General features: G+C 74.1%; 16 protein-coding genes. 14 read left to right on the forward strand and 2 right to left on the reverse strand.

Going from position 1 to position 17,122, the window contains the following annotated elements:
* Positions 1-102: 102 nt before the first annotated feature.
* From HNR68_RS17290 to HNR68_RS17335, 10 genes are all read left to right on the forward strand, one after another.
* Complete coding sequence (locus HNR68_RS17290) at positions 103-1,017, forward strand: S1 family peptidase (RefSeq protein ID WP_246330474.1); 915 nt, start codon at positions 103-105, stop codon at positions 1,015-1,017.
* 247 nt (positions 1,018-1,264) lie between these two features.
* Positions 1,265-1,831, forward strand: coding sequence for a hypothetical protein (locus tag HNR68_RS17295; protein WP_179722427.1), 567 nt, complete (start codon positions 1,265-1,267; stop codon positions 1,829-1,831).
* Positions 1,828-3,789, forward strand: coding sequence for a LuxR C-terminal-related transcriptional regulator (locus HNR68_RS27455; protein ID WP_179722429.1), 1,962 nt, complete (start codon positions 1,828-1,830; stop codon positions 3,787-3,789). The genes HNR68_RS17295 and HNR68_RS27455 overlap by 4 nt, the downstream gene beginning before the upstream one ends.
* A gap of 373 nt (positions 3,790-4,162) precedes the next feature.
* A complete protein-coding gene (locus HNR68_RS17305) occupies positions 4,163-5,281 on the forward strand; it encodes a hypothetical protein (protein ID WP_179722431.1) in 1,119 nt (372 codons plus the stop codon).
* An 83-nt stretch (positions 5,282-5,364) separates the two neighbouring features.
* Entirely contained in the window at positions 5,365-5,649 is a 285-nt protein-coding gene (locus HNR68_RS17310) for a hypothetical protein (RefSeq protein ID WP_425502921.1), read from the forward strand.
* Positions 5,646-6,464, forward strand: a complete 819-nt coding sequence (locus HNR68_RS17315) for an ESX secretion-associated protein EspG (protein WP_179722434.1) — start codon at positions 5,646-5,648, stop codon at positions 6,462-6,464. Before HNR68_RS17310 ends, HNR68_RS17315 begins: the two co-directional genes overlap by 4 nt.
* 29 nt (positions 6,465-6,493) lie before the next feature.
* A complete protein-coding gene (locus tag HNR68_RS17320) occupies positions 6,494-6,910 on the forward strand; it encodes a YbaB/EbfC family nucleoid-associated protein (protein WP_179722436.1) in 417 nt (138 codons plus the stop codon).
* Positions 6,910-7,212 (forward strand): type VII secretion target, encoded by a 303-nt coding sequence (locus HNR68_RS17325; RefSeq protein WP_179722438.1) that lies wholly within the window; start codon positions 6,910-6,912, stop codon positions 7,210-7,212. Before HNR68_RS17320 ends, HNR68_RS17325 begins: the two co-directional genes overlap by 1 nt.
* Positions 7,209-8,153 (forward strand): WXG100 family type VII secretion target, encoded by a 945-nt coding sequence (locus HNR68_RS17330; protein WP_179722440.1) that lies wholly within the window; start codon positions 7,209-7,211, stop codon positions 8,151-8,153. Before HNR68_RS17325 ends, HNR68_RS17330 begins: the two co-directional genes overlap by 4 nt.
* 135 nt (positions 8,154-8,288) lie before the next feature.
* On the forward strand, positions 8,289-10,541 hold the full coding sequence (locus HNR68_RS17335; protein WP_343050203.1) for a translocation/assembly module TamB domain-containing protein: 2,253 nt from the start codon (positions 8,289-8,291) through the stop codon (positions 10,539-10,541).
* A gap of 10 nt (positions 10,542-10,551) precedes the next feature.
* On the opposite strand, the gene HNR68_RS17340 is transcribed toward HNR68_RS17335, so the two are convergent.
* A complete protein-coding gene (locus HNR68_RS17340) occupies positions 10,552-11,745 on the reverse strand; it encodes an MFS transporter (RefSeq protein ID WP_179722444.1) in 1,194 nt (397 codons plus the stop codon).
* A gap of 222 nt (positions 11,746-11,967) precedes the next feature.
* Positions 11,968-12,747 carry an NPP1 family protein gene (locus HNR68_RS17345; RefSeq protein ID WP_179722446.1) on the reverse strand — a complete coding sequence of 260 codons (780 nt, stop codon included), beginning with the start codon at positions 12,745-12,747 and terminating at the stop codon, positions 11,968-11,970.
* Positions 12,748-13,656: 909 nt separating this feature from the next.
* On the opposite strand from HNR68_RS17345, the gene HNR68_RS17350 reads away from it, so the two are divergent.
* From HNR68_RS17350 to HNR68_RS17365, 4 genes are all read left to right on the forward strand, one after another.
* Positions 13,657-14,331 carry a hypothetical protein gene (locus HNR68_RS17350; protein ID WP_179722448.1) on the forward strand — a complete coding sequence of 225 codons (675 nt, stop codon included), beginning with the start codon at positions 13,657-13,659 and terminating at the stop codon, positions 14,329-14,331.
* Positions 14,332-14,409: 78 nt separating this feature from the next.
* A complete protein-coding gene (locus tag HNR68_RS17355) occupies positions 14,410-14,997 on the forward strand; it encodes a class F sortase (protein ID WP_343050204.1) in 588 nt (195 codons plus the stop codon).
* Positions 14,998-15,271: 274 nt separating this feature from the next.
* Positions 15,272-16,063: a TIGR03084 family metal-binding protein gene (locus HNR68_RS17360; RefSeq protein WP_179722450.1), complete on the forward strand. Its 792-nt coding sequence runs from the start codon at positions 15,272-15,274 to the stop codon at positions 16,061-16,063.
* Positions 16,064-16,214: 151 nt separating this feature from the next.
* Positions 16,215-17,114 carry a sporulation protein gene (locus HNR68_RS17365; protein ID WP_179722452.1) on the forward strand — a complete coding sequence of 300 codons (900 nt, stop codon included), beginning with the start codon at positions 16,215-16,217 and terminating at the stop codon, positions 17,112-17,114.
* The last annotated feature ends 8 nt before the right edge of the window (positions 17,115-17,122 follow it).

Here is a 17,122-nt window from a genome sequence, read left to right on the forward strand (position 1 = left end):
CGGACCGCCGGCCGCACGCGCCGGCGGTCCGGGACCGGTGTCCGCCAGCGTCTTTCGAGACTCGGCCCCGCGTGCCGGCCCGCTGGACTACGTTGATCAACAATGCCCGTCCTGTTCGGGCAGGTGACGATGGAGGAACCAGCGATGGTCGACGGTTTACGGGTGCCGCGGGCGCGGACGTGCGCTGCGGCGTGGGCGGCGGTGGCCGCGGTCGGTGCGCTCACCGGCACGGCGCACGCCGACGAACCCGAGGGCGACGTGACGCCCACCATCATCGGCGGCGCGCCCGCCGATCAGGTCTACTCGTTCATGGTCTCGCTGCAGTACGAGCGCGAGGGGAACCCGGACTCGCACCGCTGCGGCGGGGCGCTGATCAGCCCGGAATGGGTCGTGACGGCGGCGCACTGCGTCACCGAGTCCAGCGCCGACGGCACGCCCGTCGTGATGGACCCGGCGCTGTTCCACGTCCGGATCGGATCCACGGACCGCACCACGGGCGGCAGCGTCGCCACGCTCCGGGAGGTCGTGGTGCACCCGGACTACCGGGCGCTGCCCGAGCGCTCCGAGGGCGACGACATCGCGCTGCTGCGCCTGGACGCGCCGAGCGACCAGGCCCCGGCGCCGATGGCCGACGAGCTGACCGAACCGGGCACCGCGGTCCGCCAGATCGGGTGGGGCTACGTCTCCAACGACGACGCGGGCGACCCGGAGAAGCTGCCGACGCAGCTCCAGCAGCTGGACACCACGGTCATCCCGCCCAGCACGCCGAAGTGCGTGTCGGACGCGGGGGACGACTCGTGGGGCATCCGCGAGGGCGACGTCTGCACCGACAACCCGGAGGGCGTGCGCGGCCCGTGCGGCGGTGACTCCGGTTCGCCGCTGCTGACCCGGGACGGTGACGGCTGGCGGGTCATCGGCGTGGACAGCCGCGGTGTCGGCTCGGTCTGCGGCGAGTCCCCCGACATCTACACCAGCGTCGGGCACTTCCGCAGCTGGATCGACGGCGTGATCGCCTGATCCGCCTCCGGGCCCTGCGCGCGACGCGCGCAGGGCCCGGAACCGCTGGTCCCCGCGCCGGATCCCGCGAGGCGGCCGAGGAGTTCCCGCACGTGCCGCGAGACCGGCGCTCTCGACGCGCAGGACGACGCGGCGGTCCGCTGTGGACACTGCGCCCCCGCTGGAGAACCGGAACCACTTCCCCCGTTCCGCCCGAACTCGCCGCCACGTTGGTCTAAGCTCCCCTCGGCTCGAGATGGGAGTAGCGGTGGGTGTTGTCGGCAGGGACGAGTCGCTCCGGCTGCTCTCCGACGCGGCCACCGCCGCCCTGGACGGGCGCGGCAGCCTGCTCGTGGTGCGCGCCGATCCCGGTCTCGGCCTGTCCACCCTGCTCGACGCCCACCTGGCGGCGATGCGCGCCGCAGGGGTGCCGACGCGACGGCTCGCGGTGCTGCCCCCGCGCGGCCGCACCGCGCTCTCCGACGGCGTTCCCCCGGAATGGCCGGAACACGGGGTCGTCGTCCTCGACGACCTGCACCTGGCGGACGACGCGACGCTGCTGGCGCTGCACGACCTCGCCCAGCAGCTGCACGACCAGCCCGTGCTGGTCGTCGCCGGACGCCACCGCGGTGCCGAACCGGAGCGCTTCGCCTGCCTCGACCGGGTCGCCGACGTGCACGACCTGCCCCCGCTGGACGACGACGCGGTGCGAGCGCTGCTCGCCGAGCTGACCGACGGGGACCCACCGGAGGACCTGCGGCGGCTGGCCGAGGGGCCTGCGGCAACCCGTGGCTGCTCGCGCAGCTCACCGCGGACGACCGGGCCTCGCGGGTGAGCGCGTGGGCGACCGGGATCGCCGGACCGGACGCACCGCTGCTGCGCTTCGCCGCGGTCCTGGCCGAACCCGCCTCCGTGGCCGACCTCGCGGCGGTGACCGGGTCGTGCCCGGTGGAGGTGCTGGCCGGCGCCGAGCGGCTGGCCGCGCACGGGCTGGTCACGACGACCGGGGGTGCGGTGCGGCTGCGGCACGCGCTGGTGCGCCGCGACCTGGCGACGACGTCGGCCGGACTGCACGGCACCGCGGCGGAAGCGCTGCTCAGCAGCGGAGCCCCCGCCGCGGCGGTCGTCGAGCACCTCGTCCACGCCCCGGTGCGCGACCGGACCGCGTCCTGGCTGGCCCAGCACGCCGCGCAGCTGGCCACCGCACCGTCACCGGCGCTCGTGGAGCTGCTCGAACGCACCACCGCCGGCCTCGCCCCGGGGCACCCGGACCTGCCTGCGCTGCGGGCCGCGCTGGCCGAGGCGCTGCTGTGGTCCGGTCGGCTCCACGATGCGGAGCGCCTCGCCGGCACCACGGTGCTCGCCCACCCCGAACCGCCGGTCCGGCACCGGCTCCGGGCGGTCCTCGCCCAGATCCGCATCGTGCAGATGGACCCCGAAGGCGCGGCGGCAGCGCTGCTCCCGGAGCGGGAGCACGGTGACCTGCCGCCGCGGTTGGCCGCGCTCGACGCCGCGGCCCGCCTGCTCCTCGGGGACCTGGACGGTCTGGAACGCGCGCTCGCGATCGCGGAACCGCGCGCCGCGGACGACCCGGTCGTGGCGTTGTGCCTGCTCAACCTCAAGGCCACCGAACGGTTCGTGTTCCGCGACCTGGTCGGCGCGCTGGACCTGCTGGACCAGGCCGACGCGCTGCTGGAGGTCACCGCCGTCGACCGCGGGCAGCAGCTGATGGCGCGCCTGATGCGCGCGGTGATCCAGGACATGAGGCAGGAGCGGGCGGCGCTGGAGACCATCGAGCGGGCCCGGCCGCTCGCCCGCGAGCTCGGCGCGGGCATGCTGGTGTGGTTGCACACCATCACGGCACTGGCCCTGTTCAACAACGGCCGCTGGGACGAGTCCCTCGCCGAGATCGAGACCGCCACCGCCCTGCCCGACCTGCACGGCTTCGACAGCCCGCTGCACGGCCTGGCCACCACGATCCTGGTGCACCGCGGGGACCTGGCCCGGGCCCGGGAGCACATCGAACGCGCCGAACGCGTGCCACCGCGCGGCATCGCCCTGTTCTACGACCAGATCACCGCGGTGGCCCACGCCCTGCTCGCCGACGCGGAGAACGACCACGAACGCGCGCTGGAGATCGCGCGGACCTTCGCCGGCGGCAACGTCGGCGTCCACCACGGGCACGCCTTCGCCGCGGTGGCCACGCGCATCGTGCGCATCGCGGTCGCCGGCGGCGACCGGGCGCTGGCCGAGCGGATGGTGGCGCAGCTGCAGGACCTGCTCACCGGGGACTCGGTCGCCGAGCGCAACACGCTGCTGTACTGCCGCGGTCTGCTCGACGAGGACGTGGACATGCTGCTCGAGGCGGCGCAGGAGTTCGCCGAGAACGGCTCGCCCGTCAACGCCGCGCGGGCCGCGGACGACGCGGCGCGGTTGCTGGCGGCGTCCGGCAGGCCGGAGGAAGCCCGGGAGGCCTACCGGACGGCGATCGAGCGCTACACGGCCCTGGACGCCGCGGGCGACATCCAGCGCGCCGACGCGCACCTGCGCGCCTTCGGCGTCCGGCGCGGCGCGACCGGGCCGCGCCGCCGGGCCAAGCACGGCTGGGACAGCCTCACCGCCGCCGAACACCGCGTCGCCGAGCTGGTCGCGCAGGGCTTGACCAACCGGGAGGCGGCGGAGCGGCTCATCGTGTCGGTCCGCACGGTCGACTCGCACGTGTCGAGGATCCTGGCCAAGCTGGGCTACGCCTCCCGCGTCGAGATCGTCCTCGGCTACGAGCGCCGCGCCTGACGGGGCCGCGGACACCGGGGTCCCGCGCCGGACCGCCGCCGGCACGCGAACATCCGCGAAACCACCGCCGCAGCACGCCTTCCCACCGGTGGCCCGCGGTGCGCTCCACCGCGACGGCCCGCTCCCTCCCCGGCGTCCCAGCACCACGGTCGTCGCGAACCCGCAGGTCGACCGGAGTCCGCGAAACATCAGTGATGTTGCGGATGATTCGGCTCGGCCGTTCTGGTGATCTTGAGCGTGTGTCCGTCGCTGGGGGTGACGGGCACCGTCGGGCTCGCGGCTCGCCGCGCCCACGCACTCCCCCACCCAGAACTCGTTGGCCGTGGTCGGCGCACCGCAGCGGTGCGCCGCTCTGGGAGGCAGAGAACCGGAGATGAGCGACGAATCCGCAGCGAACCTCATCGACATGGCATCGGCGGGCGTGCAGGACCTGGCTGCCGCCGCCACCTCCACGCTGGAGCAGGCCGGTCCCGCCGGCACGCTGCTGGTGCCGGTCGTGGAGGCCCTGCGCAACGTGTGGGAAGGCTACTTCGGCTCCCCGATCCCGCCGGAGGGCACCAACTGGAACGCCTACTCCCACGAAGAGCTGTACCAGATGCTGTGGCAGAACGCCGATGTCGGTGAGGTCAGCTCGATGGCCGCCGAGTGGGGACGGCACAGCACCGAGCTCGCCGACCACGCCGAGTCCATGCGGCACCACCGCACCGCCATGGAGAGCAGCTGGAGCAGCGAGTCCGCCGGGCTGGCCACCACCCGGCTCGGCGAGCTGGGCGAGCGCACCTCCGGGATCAGCGACCGCGCGAGCACCGTGCAGGGCGCCACCCAGGAGGCGGGCGACGCCCTCGCGGTCGCGCGCAACACGATGCCGCCGCCGCCTGGTGACCCGACCGGGACGGTGGTGACCAGCGCGGCCGCCGGAGCCGGTGCCGGAGCCGTGGTCGGCGGGATCGTCGGCGCGGGCGCCGGTGGTGTCGGCGCCGGTCCCGGTGCGGCGATGGGCGCCGCCATCGGCGCGGTGGCGGCCGGTGGGACCAGCCTGTTCCTGGCCGACGTGACGGCCGCGCAGAAGAAGGCCGAGGCCGTGCACGTCATGCAGCAGTACGAGGCGAGCCTGCGGAACAGCAGCCGGGCGATCGCGCCGCCCGGGGCCACGGAGGCCGCCGGGCCCGGCGCGCCCGCGGCGACCACCGCCGCGGGCCACGGCGGCGCGACCGGCAGCGGCGGTGTGCCGTGGAACCGCCTGGTCGGCGCCGAGCAGCTGGGCGCTGGCGCGCGCAGCGGCGCCGGCGCGCTGGAGGCGGCCCTGGCGCGCTCCGGCGGGCCCGGCGCGCTCGCCGGGCGTGCGGTCGCAGCCGGCGGCGTGGTGCCGCCGGGAGCCGGTGCGCGGCGCGGCCCGGAGGAGGGCGAGCAGGTGCACGAGAACCGGCTGCCCACCATCGACCAGAAGCTCTTCGACGACGACCGGCCGGCCAGCGCCCCGGTCATCGGCTGAGGCGACAAGGAGCGAGAACGTTGACCTCTGACGCAGCGGCGGGGCGCGGCTACCAGGTCGCCCCGCAGGACCTCTCCGCGCAGGTGGAAGCGCTGTCCGGGCTCCGCGAGCGCACCGCCGGGCTGGCGGGCGAGGCCGGCCGGCTGGCCGAGCGGTTGCCGCAGCTCGGCACCGCGCCACCGGCCATCCACCTGGCGCTGCGGCTGCGCGAGGCCGCGGGCCGGTCCGGCCTCAGCGGCGAGATCGGCGCGGCCGACACCGAGCTGGACGACTTCCGCACCGCCCTGGGCGAGACCGTCGCCGGCTACCTGGCCACCGACGACCGCGCCGCGCAGGAGCTGCGCACCACCGGCGGTGATCAGGCATGACCGCGGCGGCGGTGCGACGTGCCCCCGCGACCCTCCACTTCGGACAGGTGGAGCTGGACCTGCTGGCCACGCACGCCGGGGTGCCGATGCCGTTCCCGCTGCGCGTGCCGTCCTTCGGCCGCATCGCCGGGGAGCGGGAGGTGCTGCTGGCCACGGCGGGCCACACCCTGCAGCTGCGCGGGTTGGCCGACGAGGACGGACCGGTGGGCGCGGCCGCCGAGCTGGTCACCGCGCTGCGCGAACACCGCGGGACCGTCGACGTGGTGCTGGAGGACGAGTCGGGCACGACCGCGGTGGTGGCCATCGTCTACCGGTCGTGGGCGCTGGTCTGCGTGCAACCGCTGGACGGCGACGCGACGCGACCGGTCCGGATCCACCGGGTGCCGGCGGACGCGCTCACCGACGCGCTGCTCGACCTGGTCCCCGCCGTGCCCCCGGCGCGGACCATGCCGATCACGCTGCCCGAGCACGCGGTGGTCACCGCGCACCAGGTGGTCGCCGAGGTCGAGGACGACCAGGAGAAGGAGCGGCGGCTGCGCCAGCTCGTCCGCGACTGCGGCGGCGACCCGGACGCGCTCGACCAGCTCGCCGGCCTGCTGTCGACGCCGACCGGTCGCCGGCAGGTCGGGGCGACCCGGCGCGGTGCGCGCGAGAGCGCCCGCGCCGGCGCGGAACTGTCCTGGTTGGACGGTCCTCGCGGACGGGTGCGGGTGGTGCCGGCCAAGCACGGCTGGGTGAGCATCAACCCGATGCGGCAGAACGACGTGCGGTTCGCGGTCGAGGAGCTGGCCAGGACCGCCCGCGCGCCGCGGTGACCGCGGCGCGGAGAGTGCGGAGGAACGACGTGGAAACAGCAGCGCAGTGGCTGGCGGACTACGACGAGCGGCTCGCGAGGGCCGCCGCGGACGCCAAGGCCGCGAACGAGAGCTTGCGGCAGATGAGCGCGACGGTGACCTCGCCGCGCGGTGAGATCACCGTGCAGGTCGGGCCGAGCGGCGCGATGGAGGACATCCGGCTCACGCCCGCGGCGCGGGCGATGGAGGCCGAGAAGCTGGCGCAGCTCATCCTGACGACCTCGCAGGAGGCGCAGCGCAAGGTCGGGGCGCAGGTCGTGGAGATCATGACCGAGTACGTCGGCGAGGGCCCGGCGCTGGACTTCGTCAGGGCGAACATGCCGCCCGCCGCCGGGGTCGAGCCCGGTGCCCGGTCGGGCGGCGACGAGGACGACGACTTCTTCGACGGCCCGGTGGTGATCGTCTGATGGACCTGCAGGTCGACCCCGACCAGATCCGGGCGCACGCCGGCACCGTCAGCGGACTGGCCAGCGGGCTGTCCGACGCGGCGAGGGCGGTCCCGGCCGGCCCCGCGGAGGGTTCGCTGGGCACGTTCCTCCAGTTCCTGACCGCCGGGCTGGGCTCCGCCATGGCCCAGACCGGGCAGACCATCGCCCAGGCCGCCACCACCGTGGAGGCGGTCGGCGAGGCGCTGGTGCAGACCGCCGAGGACTACGAGCGCACCGACGACGAGAACGCGGTGCGGCTGCTCCGGGAGGACCCGCGATGACGGTGCAGATCACGATCGGCGCGACGCTGCCGGAGGTCGGGGAGCTCAAGTCGACGCTCGCCGCGGTCCGCGACCGCGGCTGGCTGTCCGGTGACCTCAGCGGGTCGAACCCCGGCGTCGAGTCCCTCGGGTCGCCGAGCAGCCCGCTGTCGGCGCTGTCGGACTCCGGTTTCGGCTTCATCACCGCGTCGGTGTCCTTCCTCGACGAACCGCTCCAGCAGCTGGCCGGCGACCCCAGCTCGGTCTCCGCCGGAGCGCAGGGCTTCCAGGACGCCGGGCGCGGGGTGTCCTCGATCGCCGACTCCTACCAGCAGTCGGTCGGTCCGGAGACCAGCGGCTGGTCCGGTGACACCGCGGCCAGCTACCTGGCCACCGGCGCGGAGCTGGTGGACAGCATCGCCGGGCTCGGTGACGCCAGCACCGCGCTGGCCGAAGCGGTGACCGGCGCGGGCGAAGCCGCGGCGAAGGCGCTGCAGGAGGTCACGGCGCTGGTCTCCGAGGCCACCGGCAAGATCATCATGATCCTCAACCAGGCGGTGGCCGCAGCGCAGGCCACCTTCGGCGCCAGCGTGGCGGCCGCGATCCCGCAGGCCGTGCAGGTCGCCGCCGAGTACGGCGGCCGGATCGTGGCGGTGATGCAGCAGCTGCTCAGCAGCAACCAGGGCCTGCTGCAGCACGTGGGCGCGACGGCGAAGGCGGTCGCCACCCTGACCGACTCGATGTCGAAGATCACCGAGCTGTGCCAGCGGTCGGCCGGCACGTCGGGCAGCACGACCGGGTCGACGAGCACGCTCGCGTCCACCACGACCCCGACCGCGCGGACCGCGTCGCACGGCACCACACCGACGTACGGCAGCACGCCGGAGGCGACCGGGGACCCGGCGTCGGCGGAGGACTCGCCCGCCGCCACGACGCTCGCGTGGAACACGTCGAGCACCTGAGTCCCGGGGCGTGCCACCGCCCGTCGGTGGCACGCCACTGCGCGTGCCGGGTGAATCCCGCCTCCGGCCGGGCACCGGTCCACTACGGTGGACCTGGAGGTTCCCTGGTCGATGGAGCGGGCACCGTTGGACGGCGTGAGGAGCACCGCAGAACCGCTGACCGACGCGGAGCGCCGGTTCGACGCGCTGCTGGCGCAGGGCCGGACGCTCGGGCCGGACGCCGACGTGCTCCCGCCGCCGAACGGCCTCCCCAGCGGCGAGCAGCGGATCCGCGGCGAGTTCCTCGCGTCGCGGCTCATCGAGTCCTTGGAGGACGGTGGCTGGCGGCCGTTCGCCCGGCGCGGCGCGCAACCGCTCGTCATCGCCGTGGAGGGCGCCACGATCACCGGCCAGCTCGACCTGCGCAACGCCGACCTGCCGTACTTGCTGGAGTTCCTGGGCTGCCGGTTCGAGGAGGCACCCGACCTGCGGCAGTGCCGGCTGGCCGGGCTGGTGCTGTGGCGCTGCCGGTTCCCGGGCATGCACGCGCGCAACCTCGCCGTCGGCAACGACGTGGTGCTGCGCGAGTGCGCCAGCGTCGGCGGGATCCTCGACCTGGCCGACGCCGACCTCGGCGGGTCGCTGCTGCTCAACGACAGCGAGCTGCGCAACCCCGGGCAGCGCTGCGTCTACGCCGACCGGCTGGCGGTGTCCGGCGCCGTGCTCGGGATCCGGTTGCAGACCTCCGGTGAGATCCGCGTCCCCGGCGCGAAGATCGGCGGCAACCTGACGCTGTCCGGCGCCGCGCTGCGCCACCGCGGCCGGAACGCCCTCAACGCCACCGGGATCCGCATCGGCGGGTCGCTGCGGCTGGACGTGGACCCGCTGACCGGCCGGTCGTTCACCGCCGCCGGCACGCTGCGACTGCCCAGCGCCCACATCTCCGGGGACCTGCGGTTGCGGGACGCCGTGCTGGAGCCGGGTGCGCGCCCGCCGCGCCGCGGCGACTCGCACTACGACGACCCGACCGCCTCGCTCATCGCCGACCGGTGCGAGGTCCGCGGCGAGGTGCAGGTCGACCAGGGCTTCCGCAGCGGCGGCACGGTGCGCTTGGTCAGCGCGGTCATCGGCGGCAACCTGCGGATGGCCGAGGCCACCGTCGACGTGTCCTGGCTGCGCCCGGCCCCCGATGCGGTGCTCCACCCGCTGCGCGCGGTGAACATGGACGGGGCGACGGTGTCCGGCAACCTCGACGCCCGGTCCACCACCGTGCGCGGGCAGTGGCGGATGACCGACCTGGAGGTCGGCGGCAGCATCCAGCTCGACCGCGCCCGGTTGACCGGGCCGCGCACCGACGTCCTGGTCGGCAGCAGGATCTCCGTGGGCAGCAGCGTGGAGTGCCGCAGCGCCGAGGTGGTCGGCTCGCTGCAGCTGCCGGGCGCGCAGATCGGCGCGAGCGTCGACCTGCGCGGTGCGCAGCTGACCAAACCGGCCTGGCACCAACACCGCAACCACTACAAGCCGTCGCTGGACCTGCGCGGGGCGCGCATCGAGCGCGACCTGGTGTGCGCCGAGGGCGAGCGGCCGTTCTCCGCCGAGGGCACCGTCCAGCTCCGCTGGGCGCAAGTCGGCAGGCACATCAACTTCTGGGGCTGCGAGCTCGGCGACGGCGCCTCGCGGACCGCGTTCAACGCCTCCGGTGTGCAGACCCAGGAGCTCACGCTGCTGCCGACGACGCCACCGCGCGGGCGGATCACGTTGCGGCAGGCGCAGTGCGAGCTGCTCGCCGACAACGCCGCGGTGTGGGAGTCGTCGGGCGGGGTGGACTGCGAGGACTTCACGTACCAGAACTTCACGGAGTCCTTCGAGCTCGACGACCGGGAGCGGGTGCACCAGCGCCTGGGCTGGCTGCGCGCCACCTCCGGTGGCGCCTACCAGCCCGGCACCTACGACCAGCTCGCCGAGGTCTTCCGCAGCAACGGCCTGGAGGAGCACGCGGTCGCGGTGCTCATCGAGAAGCAGCGCCACCGCTACGCCGCGATCGCCCGCACCGCGCGTCCCGGGCTGCGCTGGCCGGTCCAGCTGTGGAGCTGGTTGCAGCGGGCCACCGTCGGCTACGGCTACCGGCCGCTGCGGGCGGTGGTGTGGCTGGTCGCGTTCGCCGTGGCCGGCACCGCCTGGTTCAGCGCCCACCCGCTGGTGCCGATCAACGAGCAGGACCACCCGGTGTGGAACCCGCTGCTGTACACGTTGGACCAGATGCTGCCGGTGGTCAGCCTCGGCCACGACGACATGTGGCAGGCGCGCGGCGTCTCCCAGTGGGTGATGGTCGCGCTGGTCACCGCCGGGTGGACGCTGGCCACCACGGTGGCCGCGGGCATCAGCCGCGCCCTGCACCGCGAGCACTGACCACCGCTCGTCAGGCGAGCAGGCGGCGGACGGCCAGCGCCGCACCGGTGCACGCGGCCGCGGTGGCCAGCACGAACGCCGCCCAGGGCGCGACCAGGTCCAGCAGGGTGCCCGCTGCCGCCGAACCCAGCGCGTTGCCGACGCCGAACGAGGTGATCATCCAGGCGTGCGCCTCGGTCAGCGTGCCCTCCGGGGCCATCCGCGCGATCAGCGCGAACGCCGACGCCAGCACCGCGGGCAGCGAGCAACCGCTGAGGAACGCGAACACCGCCATCACCGGGACGCTCAGGACCGAGACCAGCGGCAGGTAGCCGAGGGCGAGCAGGGCCAGCAGCACGAGCAGGCGCCGGTCCTCGCGGCGTGCGGCAGGCACGGCGGTGTAGGCGAGCCCACCGACCAGCGCACCGGCCGCGTTGAGCGCGATGAGCCACCCGGCGGCAGTGGAACTGCCCGCCACCTCGGCATGTCCGGTGATGCCCACGGTGAACGCCCCGATGGTGGCCCCGACGCAGACCAGCGCCGCGAACAGCCGGAGCACGCCCGCGCCGCGCAGCGGCCCCGCCCAGTGCCCTGCGGTCGGCGTGCCGCGCCAGGCCCGCGCCGGGCGCGCCGTGGCGAACCAGGTGGTGCCGAACAACCCCACGGCCGCCGCGGCCAGCAGTCCCGCTGGTGGACCGCCGAACGCGGTGGCACCGAGCACGGCCAGCGGGCCGCACACGAAGATCAGCTCTTGGGTGGCCGCGTCCAGCGAGAACGCCGCGCGCACGTGGTGCTCGCCCGCCACGACGTGCTCCCAGAGCACTCGCAGGCACGGTTCCAGTTGCGGCGTCGCAGCACCCGCGACCACGGCGGCGAGCGCGCCGACCACCGCCGAGCGCACCGGGTCGACCAGGCCCAGCGCCAGGAACGCCGCGGTGGAGACCACAGCGCTGGCCAGCAGCACCGGGGCCTGGCGGGTCCGGTCGATGAGCCGGCCGAGCACCGGTCCGCTCACCGCGGCGCTCCCGGCGTACAGGGCGGCGAGCAGACCGGCCAAGCGGTAGTCCCCGCCGTTCCCGCGGACGGTGAGCAGGATCGCCAGCGGCGCCATGCCCGTCGGCAGCCGGCCGATCAGCGAGGCGGACAGCAACCGCGGCACGTGCCGGGACCGCAGCACCGCCAGGACCGAACCCCGCTCGGTGCGGACCTCCGCCCCGGCGCTCACCTGGGCACTCCCGCCGCGCGTTCGCGCGAGGGCGGCGGACCCCCCGGCCCGTCACGGAACTCGGTCGGGTGGCCGGTCCTGGTCACCGCCACCCGCACCCTGGCCTGCAGTCCGGTCTCGCTGACCGCCACGGTGTCCCTCCTCGACGTTCGGTCGCTCGGCAGTCAACCGGACGACCGCGGCGAGGACCAGGGCACCAACCAGGCATCTGCCCGGAGCGGGTCAGCCGTGGGGGTCGAACGGGACGTCCTCGGGCTTGGCCTTGGCCAGGTTGTCCTCGAAGGCACCGTCCTTGATGCCCAGACTGGCCTTGCCGAAGTCGGCCGAGGTCAGCTTGTCGCGGATGCCCTCGGGGTAGTCGTCCCACCCCACCAGCGGCGGGTACTGCCAGGTCCCGTGGTGGTTCTCGGGTTCCTCGTCGGCGCCGGCCAACCGGAAGGCGTGCGTGCTGATGCCGTCCTTGTGGTAGACGATCTTCGGGTGGGTGCCCTCCCAGGAGACCTCCTCGGCCGGGTACGTCGAGTAGTCGCCGTGCGCGGAGGTGGAGACGTACTTCGCCTGGCCCTCGTGCACCCACACCACGACGTGCTCGATGTCGTGCCGGTGCCCGAACGGGTCGTTCACGCCGTCGAGGGCCTGGTCCTTCTCGAAGTACAGGTCGTAGAGGTAGGCGCACCAGCCGCTCGCATCGCACTGGGAACGCGAGTAGGAGTTCGTGTTGTCCAGGTCGGACGGATCGTGGCAGTCGCCGCTGAGCGAGCCGGAGGGATCGAGCCCCTCGGCCACGGTGCCGTCCGGCCCGATCGCCGGCGTCGGGTAGCACCCGTCGCCGTCGTAGTCGAACGCGGGCTGCCAGGTGCGGTCCGCCTCCGGCGCGGAGCCCGGCAGCGCCTGCGGCGGTTCCGCGAACGCGGACCCCGGCAGCACGAGCACCAGCGCCGAGGCCCCGAGGACCGCTCGTGCGGCGAAGCCCCTGGTCGATGTCCGGCGCGCAGCAACCATGTCGGCACCTCTCGGTCGACGATCGGCCCGACACTACGCGCGGCACCCGAAACGCCGGAACACGCTGGCGATTTCTCGCCGCGCGGACCTCCGCACCGACGCACTGCCGAGGCGCCCCGGGCGAGCCCCGACCTGGCACGACCAGGCGCTCCGGAAGGAGCGCGCGGAACACGGCGGATCCACAGTGGACTGGCCAGAGCCGGCGCCGACGCGGGCCGACCGGAGGCTGTTCGCGGAAAGTGAGTCACATTTCGAGTTGTCAAGGCGCGCAACCGGTTCGGCCGGAGCACCGTCCATCCCGCGAGCGCGTCCCGGGCGGCGGTGCGTGATCACTGCCGGCGCTGTCCCCGATCACCCCGTCGGCACCCGCGCCCACGTCGTGATCCGCGAGGCCCCGGCCCGACACCGTCCACAGTGACTGGTCCGGACCACATATCAACAACTTTCGATCGATCGACATCCACCACGATCGGGAAAACATGGCCCGATCAATTTCCGCAAGCCTGGTCGCAATTGCCGATCAGTGCCGCTCCGATCATTTGTCGTCACCCCGCCCACACGCCAGATGACAATGCCGGGAAATTCGATCTACCGAAGTGGACGGGAGGAGATCAGACCGACCGGCAAGGTCACGTTCCGTGACCATGTCACCCGATCCAGATCAACAAATGTCGACAAATATCCTCGATCTCCACCCGTTCTCGACCTTGTTCTCACAATCGGTGATGTTCATTCCCGAATGGACACATCGTCGTTTCCCCGATCGTATGATCATGGATTCCCAGGGCTGCCAACCGCGAATTCGGTGCTTACCGTACGAACAGCCTCCTTTCACATCTCGCGAGGCGATCTGGAAAACGATTTTGAGCGCGGAATTCCCACTCAAACTGATCACAAAAGGAGGTTCAGGTGTCTGCAAAGCTGGTACGCATCGGCGGCATCGCCGCCTTCGTGCTGGGCGCGTCGTTCAGCCTGACACCACTGGCCGCCGGTGCGGCACCTGCGCCAGCGGCGCCGGTGCTCGCGGTCGACCAGGACCAAGACGGGGACAGCGACCCAGACGGCGAGGATGGCCCGGACAGCCAGGGCAGCAACGGCATCGACGGGGACCACGACGGCCAGGACCACGGCCAGTGCGGCCCGGACGGCTGCGTGAAGCCACCGCACTGCAAGCCGAACTGCCCGCCTCCGAAGCCGATCTGCAAGCCGAACGAGTGCCCGAAGCCGAAGCCGCCGGTCGTCGTCCCGCCGGTCGTCCCGCCGGTCGCGCCGCCGCCGGCCGTCGCCCCGCCGGTCGCGCCGCCACCGGCCGTCGCGCCCCAGCCGGAGGCTCCACAGGAGCAGCCGCAGGTGAGCCCGACGCAGGTCGCGCCGACCCAGGCGCCGCAAGCCAGGCCGCAGGTCCAGCAGCCGCAGGTCCAGCAGCGGCCCGTGGGTGGTGTGCAGGCCGGCGGTGGTGCCATGGCTCAGGAGCGCACCGACACCACCGGTCCGATGCTGGCTCTGGGGGGCCTCGCGGCCACCGCGGTGGCCGCTGGGGGTGCCTACCTGCACCGGCGTCGGCACGCCGAGCAGCGCGACTGATCCGAGCGAACCGGTGGTGCGGGCCCGCGAGGGCGCGCACCACCGGTTCGTGTGACGACCGACCGGTGGAGGTGCGTCGTGCGAACCGTGCTCCTGGTGCTGTGGTCCGCTGTGCTCATGACCGTCGTGGTGGCGGCCGACACCCGTCCGGTGGATGCGCGCTCCGCTCCGCCCCCGGCGGCCACCCACGCCGTCGAGGCCGCCGGCCCGGTCCCGGGCGACCCGCGCCCGCGAGCCATCCGCATCCCCAGCATCCCCGTCGAGTCGACCCTCGTGCCGCTCGGACTCAACCCCGACGGCACGGCCGAAGTGCCGCCGGTCGAGGACGCCGAGCAGGCGGGGTGGTACCGGCTCGGCCCGGGCGCCGGTGAGGTCGGCCCCTTCGTGGTGCTGGGCCACGTCGACTCCCACACCGAGGCGGGCGTGTTCTACCGGTTGCGCGACCTGCGTCCTGGCGACCGGGTCGAGGTGGACCGGGTGGACGGTTCGCGGGTCACCTACGTGGTGGACCGCGTGGAGACCGCCCCGAAGGACCACTTCCCCACCGAGGCCGTCTACGGCGACGTGCCGAGACCCGAGATCCGGCTGATCACCTGCGGCGGCGCCTTCGACGAGGACGCGCGCAGCTACGAGGACAACGTGATCGTCTACGGCCACCTCCGGTGAGGCGGCGGTCCGGCGTGGACGCACCCTTGCGCCGCCGGCACCCGGGACGCCACGATGGCGTGACGGGTCGCCGGACCCCGGAGGCACGGTGACCGGTCCGGGATCGCCGGGCTGGGCCACCACCGGGGGACGCGGCGCGTCGCGGTCCCCGGGCCCGTCCGATGTGGACGTGGGACGGACCTGACGCCGGGACCGCACTCGCGGGCCCGGTCCCTGCGCCAGCAGTGCCCGGAACCGCGCGAGGTGGGACGGGGAGAACGCCTGGGAGCACCGCATGTCCGGTCCGGAGCACGCCGTGCTGGTCGACCTGCGCGCCGAGAGCGAGGAGCTCGACGCCCTCGTCGCGGCGCTGGACGCCGACCAGTGGCGCACGCCGACGCCGGCCGAGGGCTGGACGATCGCGCACCAGATCGCCCACCTCGCCTGGACCGACGAGCGAGCGCACCGTGCGGCGACCGACCCCGAGCGGTTCCGGGCGGAGCAGCCCGCCGACGCCGAGCGCCTCGCAGCGCTGGTCGACGAGGCGGCCGCTGCGGGAGCCCGGCTGGCTCCGCCGGAGCTGCTGGAGCGGTGGCGCGCCGGGCGCGCGGACCTGCTGCACGCCCTCACCACGGCTCCCGCCGGAGCGCGCGTGCCGTGGTACGGCCCGCCCATGAAGGTCCCGTCCCTGGCCACCGCCCGGATCATGGAGACCTGGGCGCACGGTCAGGACGTGGTCGACGCGCTCGGCCTGGAGCGCGCCCCGACCCGTCGGCTGCGGCACGTCGCCCACATCGGCGTCCGCACGATGGGTTTCGCGTTCTCGCTGCACGACCTGCCCGTGCCGACCGAGCCGGTGCGGGTGGAGCTGACCGCGCCGGACGGCGAGCTGTGGACCTGGGGCCCGCCGGACGCGGCGGACCGGGTGAGCGGGCCGGCGCTGGACTTCTGCCTGCTCGTCACCCAGCGCCGCCACCGCGACGACCTGGCGGTCACCGCCACCGGGCGCACCGCCGAGCAGTGGCTGCCCATCGCGCAGGCCTTCGCGGGCCGCCCCGGTCCCGGACGGCCGAGCCGGGTCGCCTGAGGTCCGCCGCGGGCGGTGAGAGGTACCGCACGATCGCAGGATCGTCCCGTTCGTCCGGAACCAACCGGCTCCGCGGTCCGTTGCTGATCTTGAGCGGTCCCGGTCGCGGACCGCTCGACGAGGCGACACGGCGAGGAAGGGAACGCCAGGGATGGTCTTCAAGAAGCTCCTGGGCGCGCTCGGGATCGGTGCCCCATCGGTGGACACGGTGCTCCACCAGCCCACCGCGCACCCGGGAGCGGCGCTCACCGGGGAAGTCCGCATCACCGCGGGCAAGCAGGACATCACCGTCGAGCACGTCGCGCTGCGCTTCGCCGCGCACGTCGAGACCGTCGACGGCCCGGTGGCCGTCGAGTTCCACCGCGCCGAGGTGTCCGGGCCCCGCCGGCTGAGCGGCGGGCAGCAGGACGTGGTGCCGTTCGAGGTGGTCCTGCCGTGGACAACGCCGATCAGCACCGTCCACGGCATGGTCCTGGACGGCGTCACCCTCGGCGTGCACACCGAGCTGGGCATCACGGGGAACTCGGACGCGACCGACCTCGACCCGCTGGCCGTCGAGCCGCTGCCCGCGCAGTTGGCCGTCCTGGACGCGCTCGGGCAGCTCGGCCTGCAGTTCCACGGCACCGGGGTGCGCCCCGGCGGGGAGCAGGAACCGCCGACCGTCCAGGAGATCGAGTTCTTCCCGCCGCCGCAGTTCGCCGGGCGGCTCAACGACGTCTGGCTCGCCTTCACCGCGGACGCCGACGGGCTCGGCGTGGTGCTGGAGGCCGACAAGCGCAGCGGGATCCCCACGCCGGGCGGGGACGACCTCGGCCGCTTCCGGGTCGGCCACGGGGAGACCTCGTCCACCGACTGGATCGGGCGCGTCCAGGACTGGCTGGAGCAGGTCGCCGAGCGGCGCGCGGGACTCGGCACCGCGCACGGCCACCTCGACGGTCGCGGAGGCTCCGGGATCGGTGGTGCGGTCGCCGGTGCTGCGCTCGGGGCGGGGGCCGGCCTCCTCGGCGGCATGGTCCTCGGCGAGGTGCTGGACGAGGACGACGAGTTCTGACCACCGCG

The organism is Saccharopolyspora hordei (assembly GCF_013410345.1).
GTDB classification, from domain to species: domain Bacteria; phylum Actinomycetota; class Actinomycetes; order Mycobacteriales; family Pseudonocardiaceae; genus Saccharopolyspora; species Saccharopolyspora hordei.

Coding starts and splice junctions, on each gene's coding strand:
- HNR68_RS17290 (WP_246330474.1), top strand. CDS start 103: ATGCCCGTCCTGTTCGGGCAGGTGACGATGGAGGAACCAGCGATGGTC.
- HNR68_RS17305 (WP_179722431.1), top strand. CDS start 4,163: ATGAGCGACGAATCCGCAGCGAACCTCATCGACATGGCATCGGCGGGC.
- HNR68_RS17315 (WP_179722434.1), top strand. CDS start 5,646: ATGACCGCGGCGGCGGTGCGACGTGCCCCCGCGACCCTCCACTTCGGA.
- HNR68_RS17325 (WP_179722438.1), top strand. CDS start 6,910: ATGGACCTGCAGGTCGACCCCGACCAGATCCGGGCGCACGCCGGCACC.
- HNR68_RS17330 (WP_179722440.1), top strand. CDS start 7,209: ATGACGGTGCAGATCACGATCGGCGCGACGCTGCCGGAGGTCGGGGAG.
- HNR68_RS17345 (WP_179722446.1), bottom strand. CDS start 12,747: ATGGTTGCTGCGCGCCGGACATCGACCAGGGGCTTCGCCGCACGAGCG.
- HNR68_RS17360 (WP_179722450.1), top strand. CDS start 15,272: ATGTCCGGTCCGGAGCACGCCGTGCTGGTCGACCTGCGCGCCGAGAGC.
- HNR68_RS17365 (WP_179722452.1), top strand. CDS start 16,215: ATGGTCTTCAAGAAGCTCCTGGGCGCGCTCGGGATCGGTGCCCCATCG.